The organism is Salinicola endophyticus (genome assembly GCF_003206575.1).
In the GTDB taxonomy this organism is placed as follows: Bacteria; Pseudomonadota; Gammaproteobacteria; order Pseudomonadales; family Halomonadaceae; genus Salinicola; species Salinicola endophyticus.
Genome location: NZ_PZJO01000003.1, coordinates 202,189 through 223,161, shown reverse-complemented (window position 1 = coordinate 223,161; position 20,973 = coordinate 202,189). Strand labels below are relative to the sequence as shown.

The window sequence follows — 20,973 nt, the reverse complement described above, 5'->3', positions numbered from 1 at the left end:
GGATCGATACTCAGTCGTTTTTCATCGCGCACTCATGCGGATGGCGCCATCCAGACGTATCACCTCGCCATTGAGATAGCGGTTCTCGAGGATCTGGCAGGCCAGCGCGGAGTACTCCTCGGCGTGGCCCATGCGCGGCGGGAACGGCACCTTGGCGTTGAGGCTCTCGCGCACCTCCTCGGGCATGCCCTGCATCATGGCGGTGTCGAAGATGCCGGGGGCGATCGCCATCACACGGATGCCCGAGCTGGCCAGTTCGCGGGCGGCGGGCAGGGTCAGGCCGACCACGCCGGCCTTGGAGGCGGCATAGGCGGCCTGCCCGATCTGGCCCTCGTAGGCCGCCACCGAGGCGGTGTTGATCACCACCCCGCGCTCGCCGTCGTCCTCCGTCGCCGGGTTCTCCTGCATCGCCGCCACCGCCAGACGCAGCATGTTGAAGGTGCCGATCAGGTTGATGTCGACCACCCGGCGAAAGCGTTCGAGGTCGTGCACGCCGCGCTTGCCGTGGATCTTTTCCGCGGGTGCTACCCCGGCGCAGTTGATCAGCCCATGGAGGGCGCCGAAGTGTTCGCGGGTGGCGGCGATCACTCGCTCGGCATCCGCCGCCTGGGTGACATCGGCGGTCACCGCCAGGGCGTTCGCCCCCAGGGACTCGGCGTGGGTCCGCGCCGCTGTCTCGTCGTGGTCGGCCAGGGTCACGCGGGCGCCGGCCGCCACCAGCCGCTGGGCGGTGGCGGCGCCCAGGCCGGAACCGCCGCCGGTGACGATGAAGGTGTGGTCGGCCAGTTGCATGCGTAAAGCTCCTTAGTGACTTTTTTTCAAACCCTAGCGTGGCGGTGAACGCGCCGCGGGGCAGGGTCAGGGGGTGCCGGGCGGCTGGCGCAGTTCGGGAAAGTCGCTCTCGCGGTACTCGTCCTGGGCGCCATTCGGGTCGGCGGCGGCGGTCGCGGCATGGGCGCGCAGCTCGACCCGGCGGATCTTGCCGGAGATGGTCTTGGGCAGTTCGAAGAACTCCAGCCGGCGAATGCGCTGGTAGGGCGCCAGCCGGGCGGCGGCGAAGCGCAGGATCGAGAGCGCGGTGTCGCGGTCGGGTTCGAAGCCCTGGCGCAGGGTCAGATACGCCTTGGGCACGTTGAGGCGCAGCTCGTCGGGGGCCGGTACCACGGCGGCCTCGGCGACTGCTTCATGCTCGATCAGCAGCGACTCCAGCTCGAACGGGCTGATGCGGTAGTCGGAGCTCTTGAACACGTCGTCGGCGCGGCCGATGTACCAGTAGTAGCCATCGGCGTCGCGGCGGGCGACATCGCCGGTGCGGTAGTAGCCCTCATCGAGCACCTGGCGCATGCGCGCGGCGTCGTCGCGATACTCCTGCATCAGGCCCACCGGGCGCTCGTCGAGACGGATGGCGATCTCGCCCTCGTCACGCTCCTGGCCGTCGGCATCGAGCAGCGCGATGCGATATCCCGGCAGTGGCCGCCCCATCGAGCCGGCGCGCATCGGCTGCCCCGGCGGGTTGCCGATCTGGGCGGTGGTCTCGGTCTGGCCGTAGCCGTCGCGAATCTCCAGCTTCCAGGCTCGCCGTACCCGCTCGATCACCTCCGGGTTGAGCGGCTCGCCGGCGCCGACCAAGGCACGCAGCCGGGTCTGGTAGCTGGCCAGATCCTCCTGGATCAGATGCCGCCACACCGTCGGCGGGGCACACAGGGTGGTGACACCGTAGCGTGCGATGGCGTCGAGGGTCGCTGCGGCGGAGAAGCGCGCGGCGCGGTAGACGAAGATGGTGCAGCCGGCGTTCCAGGGCGCGAAGACATTGGACCAGGCGTGCTTGGCCCAGCCCGGTGAGCTGATGTTGTAGTGGATGTCGTCCGGGCGCAGGCCGATCCAGTAGAGGGTCGAGAGCGACCCCAGCGGATAGCTCTGATGGGTGTGTACCACCAGCTTGGGCCGCGAGGTGGTGCCGGAGGTGAAGTAGAGCAGCAGCGGCTCGTCGGCCCGGGTCGGGGCATCCGGGGTGAAGCGTTCGTCGGCGCCGAAGGCGTCGTCGTAGGCCTGCCAGCCGGCTACCGCATCGCCCACGGCGATCCGCGTCAGGCTGGGGTCGAGCCCATCGAACTTGGCCGTATGGGCCTGGCCCACCACCAGATGGCGGATATTGCCACGCTGCAGGCGGTCGGGCAGATCCTGCGCCGCCAGCAGGGTGGTCGCCGGCACCACCACCGCGCCGAGCTTGATCGCCGCGAGCAGGGTCTCCCACAGCTCGACCACGTTATCCAGCATCAGCAGCAGGGCGTCGCCACGCTTCACCCCCTGGGCGCGCAGATGATTGGCGAGCTGATTGGAGCGCCGGCGCATGTCGTCGAACGAGCGTTTGAGCTCGCCGCCCGCTTCGTCCACCAGCCACAGCGCGGTGCGGGTATTGCCCTCAGCCTGGGCATCGAAGACATCCAGCGCCCAGTTGAAGTGGGTCAGACGCGGCCAGCGGAAATCCTGGTAGGCGCGGCTGTAGTTCTCGCGCTGGGCGAGCAGGAAGTCGCGGGCGGCGAAGAACTCGGCGGTGGCGGACATGGCGTGTGGCTCTCCTGGCGGTGGTGGCCCGGGCGTGGGGCCGTAGGCGCGTGCGAGCGGGGCCTAGTCGGCCACGTGGTCGTGGAGCTCGCGCAGCGGGTGCGACTGCCGCGGCCACGCCGGGGCGAGGCAGGCCTCGAGGTCGGCTGCCGACACCGCGCCGTGGGTGTGGCGCCAGGCCGGCGCGTGGTCCTTGTCGATCAGCAGCGCACGCACCCCCTCGGCGATATCACCGTGGGTAGCGCAGGCCAGCGATAGGTCGAGCTCGCTGCGCAGCGCTTCGGCCAGCGAGACGCGCCGGCAGCGCGCCAGCTGGCGCAGGATCAGCCGCGCCGAGAGCGGTGAGCCGGCGGCCAGGCTGCGCGCGGCGCGGGCGATCCAGGCGTCGTCGCTGTCGCTGGCGGCGATGATCGCGGCGATCAGTGCGTCGTCGCTGTCGGCGTCGGTCAGCGCGGCGATCGCCTGCTGCCGCGGGGCGACCTCGGCGGGCGGGGCGAGCTCGCGGCTCGCCTCGGCGTGGGTGCGCAGCACCCGTTCGAGGGCCGAGCGCGGCTGGGACCAGTCGGCATTGAGCAGATCGTCGATCACCGCGTCGCGGCGTTCGGCGGCGATCAGGCGGTCGGCGAGACCGACGAACAGGGCGTCGCTGGCGTTGAGGCGGGCACCGGTCAGGCCGAGGAAGGTGCCACTGGCCCCCGGCATGCGGTTCAGGAACCAGCTCGCGCCCACGTCCGGGTAGAGGCCGATGGTGATCTCCGGCATGGCCAGCATCGAGCGCGGTGTCACCACCCGATGCGAGGCGCCGGCCAGCAGCCCCATGCCGCCGCCCATGACGATGCCGTCGCCCCAGGCGACGATCGGCTTGGGATAGGTGTGGAGGGCGTGGTCGAGGCGATACTCGTGGGTGAAGTAGCGCGCCACGGCACCATCCGCGGTCTCGGGGTCACGGCCGGTGTGGCCTTCGGCGATGGCGCGATAGAGGGCGACCACGTCGCCGCCGGCGCAGAACGCCTTGTCGCCGGCACCCTCCAGCCACAGTGCGACTATCTCGGCGTCCTCGGCCCAGGCGTCGATCTGCGCCTGGATGGCATCGATCATCTCCAGCGACAGCGCATTGAGGCTCTTGGGGGCATCGAGGGTGATGCGCCCGAGGCGGTGGCCGTCGGCGGTGGCCAGGGTGTCGAACTGCACGGGCGCGCTCATGCCTGATCTCCGTCGTGGGTGTCGTCGGTCGTGTCCTCGCGCCAGCGCGGCGGGCGCTTGTCGAGGAAGGCGCCGATGCCTTCCCCCGGGGCGGCGGTGTCGAACAGCTCCAGGAACAGCTCACGTTCCATGCGGTAGCCGTGGGGCAGGCCGTGGTCGCGGGCGTTCATGATCAAGCGCTTGCAGCGCGCCAGCGCGTCCGGGCTCTGGCCGCCGCTCTGCTCGGCCAGGGCCAGCGCGGTGGGCAGTGCCTGGCCGGCGTCGGCCAGCTCCTCGACCAGGCCGATACCCAGCGCGCGCTCGGCGTCGATGCGCTCTCCGCACAGGATGATGCGCTTGGCCCAGCCTTCGCCGACCAGCCACGGCAGGTGCTGGGTGCCGCCGGCGCAGGGCAGCAGCCCCACCTTGGCTTCGGGCAGCGCCAGCTTCGCCTGGCGTTCGGCGATACGGATATCGCAGGCCAGTGCGCACTCCAGCCCACCGCCCATGGCGTAGCCGTTGATCGCGGCGATGGTGACTCCGGGGTAGGCGCTCAGGGTTTCGAAGGCGCGCCCGAAGCGGGTCGCCATCTCCAGCGCGGTGGCCTTGCCCTCGGTGAAGCGCTTGAGGTCGGCCCCGGCGGAGAAGAACTTGTCGCCGGCACCGGTGATGACCAGCGCCGGCGGCTGGGGCTCGGCCGCCAGCGCGTCGAGATGGTCGGCGAGTGCCGCCAGCGAGCCTTCGTGCCAGGTGTTGGCGGGCGGGTTGTCGATGGTCAGCACGGCGATGGCGCCGCGGCGCTCCAGGCGCAGGCCGTCGGCCGACGCTGTCTCTTGCGACGTCGCGTCCGGTTGGGGAGCGGCGTTGTGATCGGTCATATCAGGGTCTCCAGGTCGTCCTTGTCGAGCAGGCGGCGGGCGATCACCAGACGCATGATCTCGTTGGTGCCCTCGAGAATCTGGTGTACCCGACAGTCGCGAACATGACGCTCCAGCGGGTAGTCGCGCAAGTAGCCGTAGCCGCCGTGGAGCTGCAGGGCCTCGTTGCAGATGGCGAAGCCCTGGTCGGTGGCGAAGCGCTTGGCCATGGCGCAGTAGAGCGTGGCGTCGGGGTCGCCACGGTCGAGCTTGCTCGCCGCCAGGCGCACCATCTGGCGCGCCGCGACGAGCTGGGTGGCCATGTCGGCGAGCTTGAACTGCAGTGCCTGGAAACTGGCTAGCGGCCGCCCGAACTGCTCGCGCTCGTTCAGGTAGCGGTGGGCGGTGGTGAGCGCGGCCTGGGCGGTGCCCACCGAGCAGGTGGCGATATTGATGCGCCCGCCGTCGAGGGCACGCATGGCGATACGGAAGCCTTCGCCCTCGTCGCCGAGGCGGTGGTCTGCCGGCACGCGCACGCCGTCGAAGCTGATCGCGCGGGTGGGCTGGCTGTTCCAGCCCATCTTCGCCTCCTTCTTGCCGTAGTCGATGCCCGGCGTGTCCGCCGGCACGGCGAAGGCGGAGATGCCGCCGGCGCCGCTGTCCGGTGCCCCGGTGCGGGCCATCACCACCAGCAGCTGGGTGTCGCCGGCACCGGAGATGAACATCTTGTTGCCGTCGATCACGTAGGCATCGCCGTCGCGGCGCGCCCGGGTGCGCAACGAGGCGGCATCGGAGCCGGCGTTGGGCTCGGTGAGACAGTAGGAGCCGAGCTTCTCACCGCTCAGCATGGCCGGCAGCCAGGCCTCGCGCAGGGCCTCGTTGGCGTAGCTGGCGAGAATCCAGTTGACCATGTTGTGGATGGTCAGAAAGGCGGTGGTGGAGGTGCAGCCCTGGGCCAGCTCCTCGATGATCAGGGTCGCATCGAGGCGGCTCAGGCCCAGCCCGCCGGCGGCTTCCGGGGTGTAGAGACCGCAGAAGCCAAGGTCTCCGGCCTGGCGCAGGATATCCACCGGAAAGACGCTGTTGGCGTCCCATTCGGCGGCGTTGGGCGCCAGTTCGCGCTGGGCGAACTGGCGTGCCGCATCCCGGTAGGCCTGCTGGTCGGCGTCGAGTTCGAAGTCCATGAGCGGTCGACACTCCTCGTCTGGGAAAAGCCTCTCTTCTGGAAAAGCCTCTCGTCGGGAAACCCCTCATAGCGAGAGGGCGCACGCGCCTGACCGGGTAGGTCGGGCGCAGCATGGCTCTCTGTTCTAGCGACGCTGCGTCGCGCAGGACAATAGGACCTAGTGCTGAAAGACCAAGGTCGGATGGCGACAAGTTGACATTAACGTCAAGGTCATATGTCAAAAGCCGCTCACAAAGCGCATCGCCCTCTCGGCCATCTCGATTTCAGGAAGCGTCAGATGAAGACGACCCGATCCACGGCGAAGCCGGTCCACAAGCCCGTCTTCGCCAATGGCGACGATATCCAGATCCCCGTATTCACCCTGCTCAAGCCCGATGGCACCCTCTACGCCGGCGCGGGCAAGTCGAGCCTGGAACGCGACACGGCGCGGCGCCTCTACCGCGCCATGCTCTACACCCGGGTGCTCGACGAACGCATGATGGCGGCGCAGCGCCAGGGGCGGCTCAGCTTCTACATGCAGTGCACCGGGGAGGAGGCGGCGGTGGTCGGCGCCACCGCGGCGCTCGACGATGCCGACATGATCATGGCCCAGTACCGCGAGCAGGGGGCGCTGGCCTACCGCGGCTTTGCCACCGAGGCGTTCATGGATCAGCTGTTCGGCAATCAGGGCGACCCCGCCCATGGCCGCCAGATGCCGATCCACTACGGCTCGCGTGAGCTCAACTACCTCACCATCTCGTCGCCGCTGGCGACCCAGATTCCCCAGGCCACCGGCTACGCCTACGGGCAGAAACTGGCCGGGCAGGGCCACTGCACGCTGGTGATCTTCGGCGAGGGGGCGGCCTCGGAGGGGGACTTCCACGCCGCACTCAACATGGCCTCGGTGCACAAGGTGCCGGTGATCTTTCTGTGCCGTAACAACGGCTACGCCATCTCCACCCCGGTCACCGAGCAGTTCGCCGGCGACGGTGTCGCCGCCCGCGCCTTCGGCTACCGCATGCAGTCGATCCGGATCGATGGCAACGACGTGCTGGCGGTCTACGAGGCGACCCGCGAGGCTCGACGGCTGGCGGTGGAGCACAACGAACCGGTGCTGATCGAGGCGATGACCTATCGCCTGGCGGCGCACTCCTCCTCCGACGACCCCTCCGGCTACCGCAGCAAGAAAGAGGAGGAGGCGTGGCGCAAGAAGGACCCGCTACGGCGCATGCAGCGCTGGCTGCTCGATCTCGGCTGGTGGGAGGAAGCGGAAGAGCACGAGCTGGTGGAGTCGCTGCGCCGCGAGGTGCTCGACACCATGAAGCGCGCCGAGAAACGCCGTCCGCCGGCGTTGGAGACGCTGGTCACCGACGTCTATGCCGAGGTGCCGGTGGCGCTGCGTGAGCAGTTCGATGAGCTGGTGGCGCATGTTCGACGCCACCCGGAGGCCTACCCGCGCAGCGCGCCCTGGCTCGATGCCGACCAGGCCGACGCGGCGATGCAGGATGACCCTTCGACCCGTGACGGGGAGACGCACCCATGAGCCGCATGAATCTGCTCCAGGCGATCAATAACGCGCTGGATACCGCCATGGCGGCGGACCCGCGGGTGCTCTGCTTCGGTGAGGACGTGGGCGTGTTCGGCGGCGTGTTCCGCGCCACCAGCCATCTGCAGGAGAAGTACGGCCGCGCGCGCTGCTTCAACACCCCGCTGGTGGAGCAGGGCATCGTCGGCTTCGCCAACGGGCTCGCGGCCCAGGGCTCGGTGCCGGTGGCCGAGATCCAGTTCGCGGATTACATCTTTCCGGCGTTCGACCAGATCGTCAACGAGAGTGCCAAGTTCCGCTACCGCTCCGGTAGCCTGTTCGATGTCGGCGGGCTCACCATTCGCGCCCCCTACGGCGGCGGCATCGCCGGCGGCCACTACCACTCGCAGTCGCCGGAAGCCTACTTCTCCCACACCCCCGGGCTGACCGTGGTCGTGCCGCGCAATCCGCATCAGGCCAAGGGTCTGCTGCTGGCCTCGATCCGCTCGCCGGATCCGGTCATCTTCTTCGAGCCCAAGCGGCTCTATCGCGCCGCCGTGGGCGAGGTGCCGGACGAGGATTACCAGCTGCCGCTGCGCCAGGCCGAGGTGATCAAGGCCGGCGAGGATATCACCCTGCTCGCCTGGGGCGCCCAGCTGGAGGTGGTCGAGCAGGCGGCGGAGATGGCGGAGGAAGCCGGTATCTCGTGTGAAATCATCGACCTGCGCACCATCGTGCCGTGGGATGTGGAGACCGTGGCCAGCTCGGTGTTCAAGACCGGGCGGCTGGTGGTGAGCCACGAGGCACCGCTGACCGGCGGCTTCGCCGCCGAGATCGCGGCTACCATCCAGAGCCGCTGCTTCCTCTACTTGGAGTCGCCCATCGCGCGGGTCACCGGGCTCGATACGCCGTTTCCGCTGACGCTGGAGAAGGAGTACATGCCCGGGCCCCTGAAGGTGTTCGAGGCGATCCAGCAGACGATGGACTTTTGAGGGGGCGACGATGAGCGATTTCCTGCTACCCGATCTCGGTGAGGGCATCGTCGAGTGCGAAGTGGTCAAGTGGTTGGTCAGAGAGGGCGACCGCATCGCCGAGGATCAGCCGGTGGTCGAGGTGAGCACCGACAAGGCGGTGATGGAGATCACTGCGCCCGACGCCGGGCAGGTGACCCGGCTCTACTGCGGCGAGGGTGAGACCGCCCGCGTGCATGCGCCGCTGTTCGCCTACGACACTTCACCGGACACCGCGACGCGCACCGATAGCGCCTGTGCCGGTGACGACACCAACGGGCATGATCATGCCGCCGGCCCGGCAACCCGCGCGCCCGAGCCGGCAGCGGCTACCCCGGACACGGAGATACCGCAGCCGCCTGAGCCGGGCGGCGAGCAGACGCCCGCCGCGGCCAAGCCGTTTCTGCTGCCCGATCTCGGCGAGGGCATCGTCGAGTGCGAGGTGGTGGCGTGGCGGGTCGCAGAGGGCGAGGAGATCGCCGAGGATCAGCCGGTGGTCGAAGTCAGCACCGACAAGGCGGTGATGGAGATCACCGCGCCGGAGGCGGGGCGCCTGGTACGGCGCCACTGCCAGGTTGGCGAGAGCGCTCGGGTACATACGCCGCTGTTCACTTATCACCCCGCGGGGGGCGAGTCGCCCAACGCCACCGGTACGACAACCGACACGACGTCCCGCGCGGCATCCGATGCCGTGCAGTCGACCGCGCCGGGCAGTGTTTCACGTGGAACCTCGGCGTCTGCGGCACCCATGCGGGATGGGCGCCGGCGCACGCCCGCCAGCCCGGCGGTGCGCCGGCGGGTGCGCGAGCTGGGGCTGAATCTCGATGAGATTCCCGGCAGCGGCAAGGATGGCCGCGTGCTCAAGGAGGATGTGCTGGCGTTCCAGCAGCATCGCGACAGCGCCGCCGAGACAGCGCAGCCGGCGGCCAAGGCGGCCACCGAGACCGCCACTACCGCTACCGCTCGGGGCGCAGAGGTGCCAGCGGGCGTGCGGGTCGAGCCGCTCAAGGGAATTCGCGCGGTGATGGCGCGGCGCATGAGCGAGGCCGCGGCGAGCATTCCCCACTTCGCCTACGGTGACGAGTTCGATGTCACCGAGCTGCTGGCCCTGCGCGAACGGCTCAAGGCGCGCTTCGCCGAGCGCGACGAGCGGCTCACCCTGATGCCGCTGCTGATGAAGGCGCTGGCACTGGCGGTGAGCGAGTTCCCGCTGCTCAACTGCCGCTTCGATGCCGACGCCGAGGCGATCCACTATCAGGACGGCTGCCATATCGGCATGGCGGTGGATAGCCAGAGCGGCCTGCTGGTGCCCAACGTCAAGCATGTGGAGGGGCTGAGCCTGCGCCAGGTGGCGGCCGAGGTCGAGCGCCTGACCCGGGCCGCGCGGGAGGGCCGGGTCGCGCCGGCGGATCTCAAGGGCGGCACCATCAGCATCTCCAATATCGGCGCGCTCGGCGGTACCTACGCCATGCCGATCATCAACGCGCCGGAGGTGGCGATCGTCGCCCTCGGCCGGGTGCAGCGGCTGCCGCGCTTCGATGCCGAGGGGCGGGTGGTGGCGCGCTCGATCATGACCGTGACCTGGTCCGGCGATCACCGTGTGCTCGATGGCGGCACCATGGCGCGCTTCTGCAACCGCTGGAAGGGCTACCTCGAAGCACCGGAGAGCATGCTCACAGAGCTGCGCTGAGGCGACCCCATGAGCCTCGAGCCGACGGGAATTCAGCAGTTCTATATCCCCGAGGAGCAGTCGGTCTACCTGCTCAGCCAGAGTCAGGCGCGCCAGCTGCGCGCCTGGATCGCGCGCTGCTGCCGCCAGCTGACCCAGATCGGCTACCGCGACGTCGCGCTGATCGGCAAGGGCGCCTACGGCTTCGTCTTCGCTGGCATCGATGCCAGCGGCGCCAGCCATGTATTCAAGTTCACCCGCCAGAACCTGCCCCAGGCGTTCCACGAGCGCCTCGAGGAGGAGGCGTTCATGCTCGAGCAGGTCGAGCATCCGCGGGTGCCGCGGCTGATCGCCTATCGCACCCTGCGCCATCAGGCGATGCTGGTGATGCAGCGCGCCCCCGGGGTCAATCTGGAGGAGTACTCGCTGCGCCACGGCCGCCTGCCGGCGCGGCTGATCATCGCCATCGCCGCCCAGCTCGCCGATATCCTGCGCACGCTGCGACGAGACGCCGAGCGCGGGCGCATCGTGGTCCATGGCGACATCAAGCCCTCCAACCTGATGTTCGACCCGGAGAGCGGCCATATCGCGCTGATCGACTGGGGCTCCTCGGTCTTCGCCCAGCTCGATGCCGAGGGCCAGTTCTTGTCGCGCCACGTGATGGCGCTGATGTCAGACGACCTGCAGCACACCAACGCGCGCATGGGTGACGTCTACTATATCGGCGAGGCCCAGCTCAACGGCGCGCTGTCGTCGCCGCGCTTCGACGAGCAGGGCGCGGCGGCGACCCTCTACGCCCTGGCCACGGCGCAGTCGAGCCGCTTCGGCCGCGCCACCATCCCGGCCACGGCGCTGGGCCTGCCGGTGGAATTCGCGCGCCTGCTGGACGCCATGCTCGCCGACGATCCCAGCTTGGCGCGCCGCGCCGGAGACTACTTCCTCACTCACATGCCGCGGATCGCACACACTCGCTTGCCCGAGGTGGCCACGCCGACGGAGACGCCGCTGGTGCCGGTGTGGGTGCGCTCGCTGGAGCAGGAGATCGAGACCGTGGTCTACAGCTCGCGCAAGGCCTTCCTGCGCGAGGACGCGCGCCAGGAGGGGCGCGACGAAGATGCCCTGCGGGCGCTCAACGACGTTCAGCTCGACCGTTACTACAAGCACTTCATGCAGGGCATGGGCGATCTCGAGAAGGCGTTCCTGGTCGCGGTGGGTCGGCTCGGCCGCTACCCGGTGGTGGGCGGGCTGGCGCTGCGCTGGAGCTCGGCGGGGGTGGAGGTCGACACCTCGCTGAGCCTGCACGAGAGCGGGCTGCGCAGCGCCTTCATCGCCGCGGTCAACAACATGGTCACCCTGGCACGGGCGATTCACCGCCCCGAAGGGGTGTTCAAGGCGTGCCTGTTCAACGCCCGGCGCACCCTGCACATCGACCGTGACGACGCCACCCAGCCGTTCCTGCCCGAGCCCGGTTGGGCGATCCCCTACGAGGTCAGCCCCACCCCGGAGCTGGAGGACACCAGCCGCGAGCACTCCTATTTCGAGGATGGCCCCGATCCGGAGGAGTTTCTGCGCCTGCCGCCTGTGATGATCGAGGCGCTGTCGCGGCTCAACGCCATTCACCACACCGGGATGATCATCTTCGAGGCGCTGCCGACCCATCTCAAGATTCACAGCCACTACCGCCTGCTCGATCCGGCCCGCGAGGAGGAGTTTCGCCAGTGCCTGGAGACGCTGCTGGCGGCGGTGCCGGAGATCGACGGCCTGGGGGTCTCCGGCTACATGAAGATGCCCTACAAGAACGCCCGGCACTTCGCCCCGCGGGCGCGGCTGCCGGATCATTTTCACCCACGCTGAGACGGTGCTTAAGGGAGGAGATTCCGGGTTTTTGCCCCGTTTTTATCGCTTTTCCCGCGCCAGACGGGATCAACAATGCGCGAGTCGCTATAATCCGCGCGGAAAATAAGGAGACCCGGCAGGCCCGGTGGACTCCCAACAACACATCCAGTCGATGGTGAACTCATGGCCAAATCCCACACCCATGCGCAGTGGTCCTCTCGCACGGCCTTCGTCCTGGCGGCGACCGGCTCGGCGGTCGGGCTCGGCAATATCTGGAAATTCCCCTACATGGTGGGCGACAGCGGCGGCGCCGTGTTCGTGCTCGTCTACCTGGTCTGTATCGCGCTGATCGGGCTGCCGATCCTGGTCTCCGAGTGGCTGCTCGGCCGCCGCGGGCAGTCCAACCCGATCAACACCATGCAGACGATCAGCCGTAAAGAGAAGAAGTCGCCGGACTGGGTGCTGGTGGGGATCGCCGGCGTGCTCGGGTCGTTTCTGATCCTCTCGTTCTACAGCGTGGTCGGCGGCTGGTCGCTCAACTACACTTGGAGCACGCTGACCGGCGATCTCGGCCGCTCCAGCGATGTCAGCGTGGGTGACTACTTCACCACCCTGCTGGGCCAGCCGGGCACGCTGCTGCTGTGGCACACGCTGTTCATGCTGCTGACCTTCGGCATCGTCGCCGGTGGGGTCAAGGGCGGCCTGGAGCGCGCCGCCAAGTGGCTGATGCCGCTGCTGATCGTGGCGCTGATCGTGCTGATCGGCTTCGGCATGACCACCTCCGGTTTCGGCCAGGCGGCCACTTTCATGTTCTCCCCCGACTGGAGCAAGCTCAACGGCGGCGTCATCCTCGCCGCACTGGGGCACGCCTTCTTCACCCTGTCGCTGGGCATGGGCATCATGATGGCCTACGGCTCCTACCTGGGTCAGGAGGTCGATCTGATCAAGACTGCGCGTACCGTGGTGATCCTGGACACGGTGATTGCCCTCGGCGCCGGCATGGCGATCTTCCCGGTGGTCTTCGCCAACAACCTCGACCCCAGCGCCGGCCCGGGCCTGCTCTTCGTCACCCTGCCGCTGGCATTCATCGACATGCCCTGGGGGCTGGTGTTCGGCACGATCTTCTTCGCCCTGCTCACGGTGGCTGCGCTGACCTCGGCGATCTCGCTGCTGGAGCCGGTCACCGAGTTCCTGGAAGAGCGTACGCCGCTGTCGCGACTCGGTTCGGCGTTCGTGGCCGCGCTGGCGACCTGGAGCCTGGGGATCGCGGCGCTGCTGGCGTTCAACCTCTGGTCCGGCTTCCAGCCGTTCGGCTTCAACGTCTTCGATCTGCTCGATGCCCTCACCAGCAAGCTGATGCTGCCGCTGACCGGACTCGCGGTGATCATCTTCACCGCCTGGTTCCTGGATAGCGAAAGCGTCAAGCAGGAGCTGGGCCTGGGGCCGAAAGGGCGTGTGCTGTGGCACTACGTGTCGCGCTACGTCGCCCCCATCGGCGTCATCGTGGTGTTCTTCAACAGCCTCTGATTTTCAAGAGCGCTTGTTTTTCGAAAGCGCTTGTTTGCAAAAGCTGAAAGACGCATACGACCGGGGCCCGGGAGCATGACGCTCCCGGGCCCGTGCCGTTTGAGCGCCGTCATCTTTGCGCCGGCATTGGCGCGAAAGACAGTGTAGGGCAGCGGCTGTGGGCCGCTCCCCAGAGGGGCAGGCGCCCCGGCAGGGGGGGCGCCTGATGTGTAGAACGAACCGTCCTAGTCGGGCAGTTCGGCGATACGCTGCTGCAGACGGCGTCTCTCGGCGCGCTGTTCGATACCGCGACGTGCCTTGAGGTAGCGCACCGCAGCGCGGCGCTTGCGCTGTTCGTGCTCGTCGACTTCTAGATGCATGAAAATGTCGAAAATTTCGCTCTTCAGGGCGTGAAGATTTTCAATGTCCTTCATTGATCGAATCTCCTGGCATCCTCAGATCATCGGGTTAAGGTGCCCGACATGCATACTATACCCAACTTTACAAGATCGTGACGCCCGACTTTTTTCCCTTTTTCGGCGCCCGGTGGGCGCGTGCTCCCACGTGGCGAGTGGGGCATACTTAGGGTTTGTACGAAAAGTCGGCGAGCGAAGGCAAGATAAGGCAAAAATCGACGAAAAAGCGGAGTTTACGGGGTGTAAATGAGCATTTTGAGCCGATTTTTAACGCCGTATTGTCGAGCGCAGGCAGTTTTCGTATAGACCCTAGCCACCCCACACGAAAGCGAGACCGATAATGCTGCGATACGAGGGACGGGCATGAGCCGTTCGCTGTTCGACGAACTGCGTGTGCATATGGGTCGCCTGCGGCGCTCCGAGCAGAAAGTCGCCCGTTTCGTGCTGCGCCACCCCGACGAAGTGATCCTGATGCGGATCACCGATCTCGCCAGTGAAGCCCAGGTGAGCGAGCCCACGGTGGTGCGCTTCTGCCGCGCCATGGGCATGGCCGGCTTCCAGGAGTTCAAGCTCAAGCTGGCCCAGATGATGGCCAAGGGCAGCCAGTACGCGCAGTTCTCGCTGACCGATGCCGAGAGCGTCTCCGAGTTCTCCCACGGCATCTTCGATACCACCATCGAGACCCTCGAGCAGGTGCGCGACAGCCTCGACAACGACGCACTCGGCCGGGCGATCGCCGCGCTGGCGGTGGCCAACCGGGTCGAGTTCTACGGCTATGGCGCCTCCGGCGTGGTCGCCGCCGACGCCCAGCACAAGTTCTTCCGCCTGCAGATCCAGACCTCGGCCTACGCCGACCCGCACATGCAGGCGATGTCTGCGGCGACGCTGAAGGTCGGCGACGTGGTGGTGGCGATCTCCCAGACCGGGCGTACCCGGGCGCTGCTGGCCAGTGCCAAGACCGCGGTCAAGGCCGGCGCCACGGTGATCGGGCTGTGCCCCAGCGATTCGCCACTGGCCCATGAGGTGAGCCTGGTGCTGCCGGTGGACGTGCAGGAGGATACCGAGGTCTACATTCCCATGACCTCGCGTATTGCGCATCTGTTGACCATCGACGTGCTGGCGGTGGGTGTGGCCAAGAACCGCGGCCCGCAGATCAGCGACCAGCTCAAGGCGATCAAGCGCAGCCTGGGCACGCTGCGGGTACCCAATACCCCCTCGTCCTCGGCCTGACGCGCACGCTCTCTCTGCACCGCTTTTTCTGCACGGCTCTCTCTGCACCGCTTTCTCGGCACCACACCCTCGGACGCTGTCCTCTCTGCCTTCTCTCCCCCCGGCGCTTGCCGGGGTTCGCGCCCGTCTTGTCCATTCGTTCGCCCAGTCTTCGTTCGCTCATGCGCGCTCTGCCGGCGTGGCGTCCCGGGCGCGGCTGCCTGCCGGCTCCGCTCTGGCTGGTCCGGGTTGGTGCTGGCACGCCGCCACCGCGGGGCAAAGTGAGGTCATTTATACTGTATATATAGACAGTATTCGGGGTTGTGAGCGACACTATCTCCTCGAAGGCCAGGGGAGGGGGCGTCACCCATGTCTGAGCGTCATTGCCGGGTTTGCCGCTGCATCGCCGTGAGCGGCCGTTGCCCGTGTCTTTATCGTTGCCGGGGCCGCGGGCGGTGAGCGCGCTCGATCGGCTGCTCGATAGCCGTGTCGTCTGGCGTGCCCAGGAGAGTGCCGCCGAGGCTCCTGCCAGTGCGGTCGCCAGCGGCCACTCGGCGCTGGATGCGGCACTGCCGGCGGGCGGTTGGCCGCGCGGGGCGATCAGCGAGCTGCTCTCCGACGGTGCCGGCAGCGGTGAACTCGCGCTGCTGTGGCCACTGCTGGCACGCCTGACCCGGGAGCAGCGGCCGGTGGTGCTGGTGGCGCCGCCGGCGCTGCCCTATCCGGCCGCCTGGCGGCAGGCCGGGGTCGAGCTCGGCCACTGCCACTGGCTCGATGTAAGTGGGCGCGAAGCTCTCTGGGCCACCGAGCAGTGCCTGCGGGCCGGCTGCTGTGCAGCGGTGCTGGCGTGGCTGCCGCAGGCCGATGCGCGCGCCCTGCGCCGGTTGCAGGTGGCGGCGGCGAGCGGTGACACCCTGGGCTTCGTGCATCGGCCGCTGACGCGGGTCGGCGAGGCTTCGCCAGCGGCGCTGCGCCTGCGCCTCCATGGCCCGGGTGAGGGGCACACGCCGGCACTGGAAGTGCTCAAGTGTCGTGGCGGGTGGCCGCACGCCACCCGCATCGCCATCGGCGCGGGGGCGTGACGCCATGCGCTGGGCCTGTCTGCTGTTCCCGCGGCTGGCGCTGGAGGGGGCGCTGCGTCGCCGCGACGACCCCGCGGCGCCCTTCGCCCTGCTCGAAGGGGCGCCGCCGCGTCAGCGGATTCGTGCCGCCAACCAGGCCGCGCGTGCCCAGGGGATCAAGCCCGGCCAGCCGCGCGGGCTGGCCGAGGCGCTCTGCCCCGAACTGGGCTGCGCCCCGCTGGAGGCCGCGGCGGTGGAGCGCTGGCGCCAGCGTCTGGCCGCCTGGGCCTACGCCTACAGCGGTCAGGTGAGTCTCGACTATCCCCATGCGCTGGTGTTCGAGGTCGCCAGCAGTCTGGCGCTGTTCGGACCCTGGCCCGCGTTCGAGGCGCGGCTACGTGGCGAGCTCGCCGCACTGGGCTTCACTCACCGCCTGGTGGTGGCGCCCAACCCGGCGGCGGCGCGGGTGCTGGTCAACGCCCACGACGGCCTGGCGGTGGACGAGGCCGGGCTGGAAGCGGCGCTGGCGAGGCTGCCGCTGGCGCGTAGTGGGCTGGCGGCGGAGAGCGTGCAGACCCTGTCCCGCAGCGGTTTCCGCCGGCTCGGCGAGCTGTTCACGCTGCCGCGTCCGGCGCTGGCGCGGCGCTTCGGCAGCGGCGTGATGCGTCATCTCGGTGAGCTGCGCGGTGAGTGGCCGCTGGCGCTGACGGTCTATCGGCCGGCGCATCACTTTTCGCGCAGCTTCGAGTTCGACCGCCCGGTGCACGCCATCGCCGGGCTGGCCTTCCCGCTCAAGCGCCTGCTGCAGGAGCTGAGCGCTTTCCTGCGCGGTCAGGATGCCGGCATCGAGCGTTTCAGCCTGGTGCTGGGGCTGGAGGGCGGCCCGGCGCAGCGCTTCGAGATCGGGTTGCTGGCGCCCCAGCGCGAGGCCGAGACGTTGCTCGAGCTGACCCGCGCGCAGCTCGAGCGGGTGCGTCTCGAAGGGCCGGTGCTGAGTGTGACCCTGGCGGCCTCGCGGCTCACCGCCTATGCGCCGGTGCGCCGCGAGCTGCTGGCTGGCCCCGCGCGTCAGGCCCAGGCCTGGGCGGCACTGCATCAGCGCCTGGTGGCGCGGCTGGGTGGTGCGGCGCTGAAGCCGCTGGTCGAGCACCGCGAGCACCGCCCCGAAGCCGCGGTGTTCGCCGCCGCCGGGCCGCGCGCCACCGATATCCCCGAGGCCCGGTTACGGCCCGGCTGGCTGCTCGCCGAGATGCCCCCGGCGGAGGCCGGCATCGCCCGGCTGCTGGCCGGGCCCGAGCGGATCGAGAGCGGCTGGTGGGATGGCGACGACGTGCGCCGTGATTACTATCTGGCCGAGTGGCACGACGGCCGCCACGCCTGGGTCTGGCGCGAGCCCGGCGGCGAGGGCTTTCATCTGCACGGGTGGTTCGGATGAGCCGGCCGCCTGCCTGGACGCCATCCGGCGATGCCGCCAACGATGCCGGTGCGGCCGTCAATGGCGACGAGACAGCGGCCCCCGGCGCGGCTGCGGGCGCCCAGGACGGGGCAACGCCCCCTGGCGCGGCTTCGGGCGCCTATGACGAGACAACGCCCCCGGGCACGGCTTCGGGCACCTATGAAGAGCGAGTTCACGAGGCCAATGCCTACGCCGAGCTGCACTGTCTCTCTGCCTTCAGCTTCCAGCGCGGCGCCTCCACCGCGGACGAACTGTTCGCCCGCGCCGCGCGGCTCGGTTATCACGCCCTGGCGATCACCGACGAGGCGACCCTGGCCGGCATCGTGCGCGCCTGGCAGGCCGCCAGCGCCCACGGGGTACGCCTGATCGTGGGCGCTGAGCTGCGCAGCGACAGCGGCCTCAAGCTGGTACTGCTGGTGGAGAATCGCCACGGCTACGCCCAGCTGTGCGGGCTGCTGACACGGATTCGCGGCCGCGCGCCCAAGGGCGAGTACCGTCTCTACGATGCCGACCTGGCCACGCTCGACGGTGGCGCCGGGCTGTTTGCGCTGTGGCTGCCGGACGACAGCGCCACGCTCGCGGCAGGCGCGCGTCTCGCCGGCTACTTTCCCGGGCGGCTGTGGCTGGCGGCGGAGCTGCACTACGGCTTCGCCCAGGGGCTCGACGATGGCGCCCGGTTGGCCCGCTGGCGGGCGCTGGCGGCGACGCTGAAGATCCCGCTGGTGGCCGCGGGGGATGTCCACATGCACGCCCGCGGGCGGCGCGCACTGCAGGACTGCCTGACCGCGATCCGCCAGCATCAGAGCGTGTTCGAGGCCGGCGACACGCTGTTCCCCAACGGCGAGCGCCATCTGCGCACCCGCGCGGCGCTGGCGGCGATCTACCCTGCCGAGCTGCTGGCGGAGAGCGTGGCGCTGGCGGCGCGCTGCCATTTCGATCTCGGCGAGCTCGAATATACCTACCCCCACGAAGTGGTCCCGGCGGGGCATACCCCGGCGGCGTGGCTCGCCGAGCTGACCCGCCGGGGGGCGCAGTGGCGCTGGCCCGAGGGGGTGCCGGAGAAGGTGCAGCGCCAGCTCGACCATGAGCTCGAGCTGATCACCACGCTGGGCTACGAACACTACTTCCTGACCGTGCACGATATCGTCGCCTTTGCCCGCGATGCCGGCATCCTGTGCCAGGGACGCGGCTCGGCGGCCAACTCGGCGGTCTGCTTCGCCCTCGGTATCACCTCGATCGACCCGGCCCACACCGCGCTGCTGTTCGAGCGCTTCATCTCGCCGGAGCGCAACGAGCCGCCGGACATCGACGTCGACTTCGAGCACGCCCGCCGCGAGGAGGTGATCCAGTACGTCTTCCGCCGCTATGGCCGCCACCGTGCGGCGCTGACCGCGGTGGTCAGCCACTATCACGCCGCCGGTGCGATCCGCGATATCGGCCGCGCGCTGGGCTTCGCCCCCGAGCGTATCGACCAGCTGGCCCGCTGTGCCGGGCGCTGGAGCGATGCGATTCCCGACGCGGCGCGCCTGCGCGAGTACGGCTTCGTGCCCGAGGAGCCGCCGCTGCGGCGGCTGCTGGTGCTGGCCGGTACGCTGATAGGTTTTCCGCGCCATCTCTCCCAGCACCCCGGCGGCTTCGTCATCTCGGATGCCCCCCTCGACACCCTGGTGCCGGTGGAGAACGCCGCCATGGCCGAGCGCACCGTGATCCAGTGGGACAAGGACGATCTCGATCTGGTCGGGCTGATGAAGGTCGACGTGCTCGCCCTGGGCATGCTCACGGTGCTGCGGCGCAGCTTCGACCTGCTGCGCCGCCACCGCGGCCTCGACTACGGCCTGGCGGACCTGCCCGCGGATGATGCGGCGACCTACGCCATGATCCAGCGCGCCGATACCCTGGGGGTGTTCCAGATCGAGTCCCGCGCGCAGATGGCGATGCTGCCGCGGCTGAAACCGGCCAACTTCTACGATCTGGTGATCGAGGTGGCGATCGTGCGCCCGGGGCCGATCCAGGGCGACATGGTGCACCCCTATCTCAAGCGGCGCAGCGGCGAGGAGGCGATCACCTACCCCTCGGCGGAGGTCAAGGCGGTGTTCGAGCGTACTCTCGGCGTGCCGCTGTTCCAGGAGCAGGTGATGGCGCTGGCGGTGGCAGCGGCTGGCTACACCCCCGGCGAGGCGGACCAGCTGCGCCGCTCGATGGCGGCGTGGAAGCGTCACGGCGGGCTCGAACATCACCGCCAGCGGATCGTCGAGGGCATGCTGGCGCGGGGCTACGCGCAGGCGTTCGCCGAGCGCCTGTTCGAGCAGATCAAGGGCTTCGGCAGCTACGGTTTCCCCGAATCCCACGCCGCCAGCTTCGCCCTGCTCACCTACGCCAGCTGCTGGCTCAAGTGCCATGAGCAGGCGATCTTCGCCTGTGCGCTGATCAACAGCTGGCCGATGGGCTTCTACTCGCCCGACCAGGTGCTGCAGGACGCCCGCCGCCACGGGGTCGAGGTGCGCCCGGTCGACATCCGCCAGAGCCAGTGGGAGAGCACCCTGGAGCCGGTGGACGCGTGCGCCCCTGAGAGCACCGGCGAGCTGGCGATCCGCCTCGGCCTGCACATGATCCAGGGCCTCGCCGAGGCCGATGCCGAGCGCCTGCTGGCGGCGCGCGATACGCCCGACTGCGACAGCGTAGCGCGGCTGGCCGCCCGCGCCGGGGTCAAGCCGGCGGTGATGTCGCGGCTGGCCGATGCCGGGGCCCTGGCGGCGCTCGTCGGCGATCGCCACCAGGCGCGCTGGGCGGTGGCCGGCATCGAGACCACGCTGCCGCTGTTCGGCGAGCACGACGTCGAGGAGGCGGCGATCGCGCTGCCGCCCATGGCGGTGGCCGAGGCGGTGCGCGCCGACTACGCCAGCGTCGGCACCACCCTGGGGCCGCACCCGTTGGCGCTGCTGCGCCACGCCCGCGGCCTCGGCGGGGTAGTGGACTCACGCCGCCTGGCCACGCTGCCCGGCGATGTCGGTGTCCATGTGGCCGGGCTGGTGATCGGGCGTCAGCGCCCGGGTTCGGCCAAGGGCGTGACCTTCCTGACCCTCGAGGACGAGTTCGGGCTGGTCAATGTGGTGGTGTGGAAGCGGCTCGCCGAGCGCTATCGTCGCGTGCTGCTGGAAGCGCGCCTGCTGCGGGTGGTGGGTCGCCACGAGAGTCATCAGGGCGTGCGCCATGTCATTGCCCGGCGCCTGATCGACCTCAGCCCACTGCTCGATGGGCTCACCCCACATAGCCGGGATTTTCATTGAGTCGAGGTGTTCGGCGCGGCCCGCCAGGCTGGCCGAAGGCGGCTGAATTATGCTTAGGTAGGGAACCATACGCGTTCGCCTCCGGTCTCTTGAGAAACGCTGCATCAATGCCTGCGCTAGCGAATCGCTGCGTTGCGTGGTACTCGAACACTCGCCTAACCCCATGTTATGTATCGTGTTCTGTGTTCCACGCGCCTTGCGCTTCATTTCGCTAGTCGATGTGTTCAGC

15 protein-coding genes are annotated in these 20,973 nt (G+C 69.0%); 9 read left to right on the top strand and 6 right to left on the bottom strand.

All coding sequences use genetic code 11. The annotated features are described in order from the left end of the window. Positions 1-21 precede the first annotated feature (21 nt). The 5 genes from DOM66_RS07625 to DOM66_RS07605 all read right to left on the bottom strand — a co-directional run bounded on the left by DOM66_RS07625 (position 22) and on the right by DOM66_RS07605 (position 5,788). Positions 22-792 carry an SDR family NAD(P)-dependent oxidoreductase gene (locus tag DOM66_RS07625; protein WP_110689750.1) on the bottom strand — a complete coding sequence of 257 codons (771 nt, stop codon included), beginning with the start codon at positions 790-792 and terminating at the stop codon, positions 22-24. A gap of 66 nt (positions 793-858) precedes the next feature. Further along, the gene (locus tag DOM66_RS07620) at positions 859-2,565 is read right to left on the bottom strand and encodes an AMP-binding protein (RefSeq protein ID WP_110689749.1); all 1,707 of its coding nucleotides are present in this window, start codon (positions 2,563-2,565) and stop codon (positions 859-861) included. Between the two features lie 63 nt (positions 2,566-2,628). Next, the gene (locus tag DOM66_RS07615) at positions 2,629-3,768 is read right to left on the bottom strand and encodes an enoyl-CoA hydratase/isomerase family protein (RefSeq protein WP_110689748.1); all 1,140 of its coding nucleotides are present in this window, start codon (positions 3,766-3,768) and stop codon (positions 2,629-2,631) included. Further along, on the bottom strand, positions 3,765-4,625 hold the full coding sequence (locus DOM66_RS07610; protein ID WP_110689747.1) for an enoyl-CoA hydratase: 861 nt from the start codon (positions 4,623-4,625) through the stop codon (positions 3,765-3,767). The genes DOM66_RS07615 and DOM66_RS07610 overlap by 4 nt, the downstream gene beginning before the upstream one ends. Next, positions 4,622-5,788 carry an acyl-CoA dehydrogenase family protein gene (locus DOM66_RS07605; RefSeq protein ID WP_110689746.1) on the bottom strand — a complete coding sequence of 389 codons (1,167 nt, stop codon included), beginning with the start codon at positions 5,786-5,788 and terminating at the stop codon, positions 4,622-4,624. The genes DOM66_RS07610 and DOM66_RS07605 overlap by 4 nt, the downstream gene beginning before the upstream one ends. 279 nt (positions 5,789-6,067) lie before the next feature. Here DOM66_RS07605 and DOM66_RS07600 point away from each other — a divergent pair, with 279 nt between their 5' ends. The 5 genes from DOM66_RS07600 (at position 6,068) to DOM66_RS07580 (ending at position 13,336) form a co-directional block, all read left to right on the top strand. Continuing rightward, positions 6,068-7,312 (top strand): thiamine pyrophosphate-dependent dehydrogenase E1 component subunit alpha, encoded by a 1,245-nt coding sequence (locus DOM66_RS07600; protein WP_110689745.1) that lies wholly within the window; start codon positions 6,068-6,070, stop codon positions 7,310-7,312. Further along, positions 7,309-8,286: an alpha-ketoacid dehydrogenase subunit beta gene (locus DOM66_RS07595; protein WP_110673807.1), complete on the top strand. Its 978-nt coding sequence runs from the start codon at positions 7,309-7,311 to the stop codon at positions 8,284-8,286. Before DOM66_RS07600 ends, DOM66_RS07595 begins: the two co-directional genes overlap by 4 nt. A gap of 10 nt (positions 8,287-8,296) precedes the next feature. Beyond that, positions 8,297-9,994, top strand: coding sequence for a dihydrolipoyllysine-residue acetyltransferase (locus DOM66_RS07590; RefSeq protein WP_110689744.1), 1,698 nt, complete (start codon positions 8,297-8,299; stop codon positions 9,992-9,994). Positions 9,995-10,003: 9 nt separating this feature from the next. Continuing rightward, positions 10,004-11,827 (top strand): protein kinase domain-containing protein, encoded by a 1,824-nt coding sequence (locus DOM66_RS07585; RefSeq protein WP_110689743.1) that lies wholly within the window; start codon positions 10,004-10,006, stop codon positions 11,825-11,827. Positions 11,828-11,992: 165 nt separating this feature from the next. Next, positions 11,993-13,336, top strand: a complete 1,344-nt coding sequence (locus DOM66_RS07580; RefSeq protein ID WP_110673810.1) for a sodium-dependent transporter — start codon at positions 11,993-11,995, stop codon at positions 13,334-13,336. A gap of 224 nt (positions 13,337-13,560) precedes the next feature. Here DOM66_RS07580 and DOM66_RS07575 read toward each other — a convergent pair whose 3' ends face one another. Next, positions 13,561-13,749: a PA3496 family putative envelope integrity protein gene (locus DOM66_RS07575; RefSeq protein ID WP_106419030.1), complete on the bottom strand. Its 189-nt coding sequence runs from the start codon at positions 13,747-13,749 to the stop codon at positions 13,561-13,563. Positions 13,750-14,094: 345 nt separating this feature from the next. Here DOM66_RS07575 and hexR point away from each other — a divergent pair, with 345 nt between their 5' ends. From hexR to DOM66_RS07555, 4 genes are all read left to right on the top strand, one after another. Then, the gene (gene hexR, locus DOM66_RS07570; RefSeq protein WP_110673811.1) at positions 14,095-14,961 is read left to right on the top strand and encodes a transcriptional regulator HexR; all 867 of its coding nucleotides are present in this window, start codon (positions 14,095-14,097) and stop codon (positions 14,959-14,961) included. Between the two features lie 404 nt (positions 14,962-15,365). Next, entirely contained in the window at positions 15,366-16,022 is a 657-nt protein-coding gene (gene imuA, locus DOM66_RS07565; protein WP_223161921.1) for a translesion DNA synthesis-associated protein ImuA, read from the top strand. A 4-nt stretch (positions 16,023-16,026) separates the two neighbouring features. Next, positions 16,027-17,436: a Y-family DNA polymerase gene (locus DOM66_RS07560; protein ID WP_110689741.1), complete on the top strand. Its 1,410-nt coding sequence runs from the start codon at positions 16,027-16,029 to the stop codon at positions 17,434-17,436. Beyond that, positions 17,433-20,744, top strand: a complete 3,312-nt coding sequence (locus DOM66_RS07555) for an error-prone DNA polymerase (RefSeq protein WP_110689740.1) — start codon at positions 17,433-17,435, stop codon at positions 20,742-20,744. Before DOM66_RS07560 ends, DOM66_RS07555 begins: the two co-directional genes overlap by 4 nt. Positions 20,745-20,973: the final 229 nt, after the last annotated feature.

Excerpts from the sequence above, each read along its gene's own strand:
- DOM66_RS07625 (WP_110689750.1), bottom strand. The coding sequence starts at position 792 with ATGCAACTGGCCGACCACACCTTCATCGTCACCGGCGGCGGTTCCGGC.
- DOM66_RS07620 (WP_110689749.1), bottom strand. The coding sequence starts at position 2,565 with ATGTCCGCCACCGCCGAGTTCTTCGCCGCCCGCGACTTCCTGCTCGCC.
- DOM66_RS07615 (WP_110689748.1), bottom strand. The coding sequence starts at position 3,768 with ATGAGCGCGCCCGTGCAGTTCGACACCCTGGCCACCGCCGACGGCCAC.
- DOM66_RS07610 (WP_110689747.1), bottom strand. The coding sequence starts at position 4,625 with ATGACCGATCACAACGCCGCTCCCCAACCGGACGCGACGTCGCAAGAG.
- DOM66_RS07605 (WP_110689746.1), bottom strand. The coding sequence starts at position 5,788 with ATGGACTTCGAACTCGACGCCGACCAGCAGGCCTACCGGGATGCGGCA.
- DOM66_RS07600 (WP_110689745.1), top strand. The coding sequence starts at position 6,068 with ATGAAGACGACCCGATCCACGGCGAAGCCGGTCCACAAGCCCGTCTTC.
- DOM66_RS07595 (WP_110673807.1), top strand. The coding sequence starts at position 7,309 with ATGAGCCGCATGAATCTGCTCCAGGCGATCAATAACGCGCTGGATACC.
- DOM66_RS07590 (WP_110689744.1), top strand. The coding sequence starts at position 8,297 with ATGAGCGATTTCCTGCTACCCGATCTCGGTGAGGGCATCGTCGAGTGC.
- DOM66_RS07585 (WP_110689743.1), top strand. The coding sequence starts at position 10,004 with ATGAGCCTCGAGCCGACGGGAATTCAGCAGTTCTATATCCCCGAGGAG.
- DOM66_RS07580 (WP_110673810.1), top strand. The coding sequence starts at position 11,993 with ATGGCCAAATCCCACACCCATGCGCAGTGGTCCTCTCGCACGGCCTTC.
- DOM66_RS07575 (WP_106419030.1), bottom strand. The coding sequence starts at position 13,749 with ATGAAGGACATTGAAAATCTTCACGCCCTGAAGAGCGAAATTTTCGAC.
- hexR (WP_110673811.1), top strand. The coding sequence starts at position 14,095 with ATGAGCCGTTCGCTGTTCGACGAACTGCGTGTGCATATGGGTCGCCTG.
- DOM66_RS07560 (WP_110689741.1), top strand. The coding sequence starts at position 16,027 with ATGCGCTGGGCCTGTCTGCTGTTCCCGCGGCTGGCGCTGGAGGGGGCG.
- DOM66_RS07555 (WP_110689740.1), top strand. The coding sequence starts at position 17,433 with ATGAGCCGGCCGCCTGCCTGGACGCCATCCGGCGATGCCGCCAACGAT.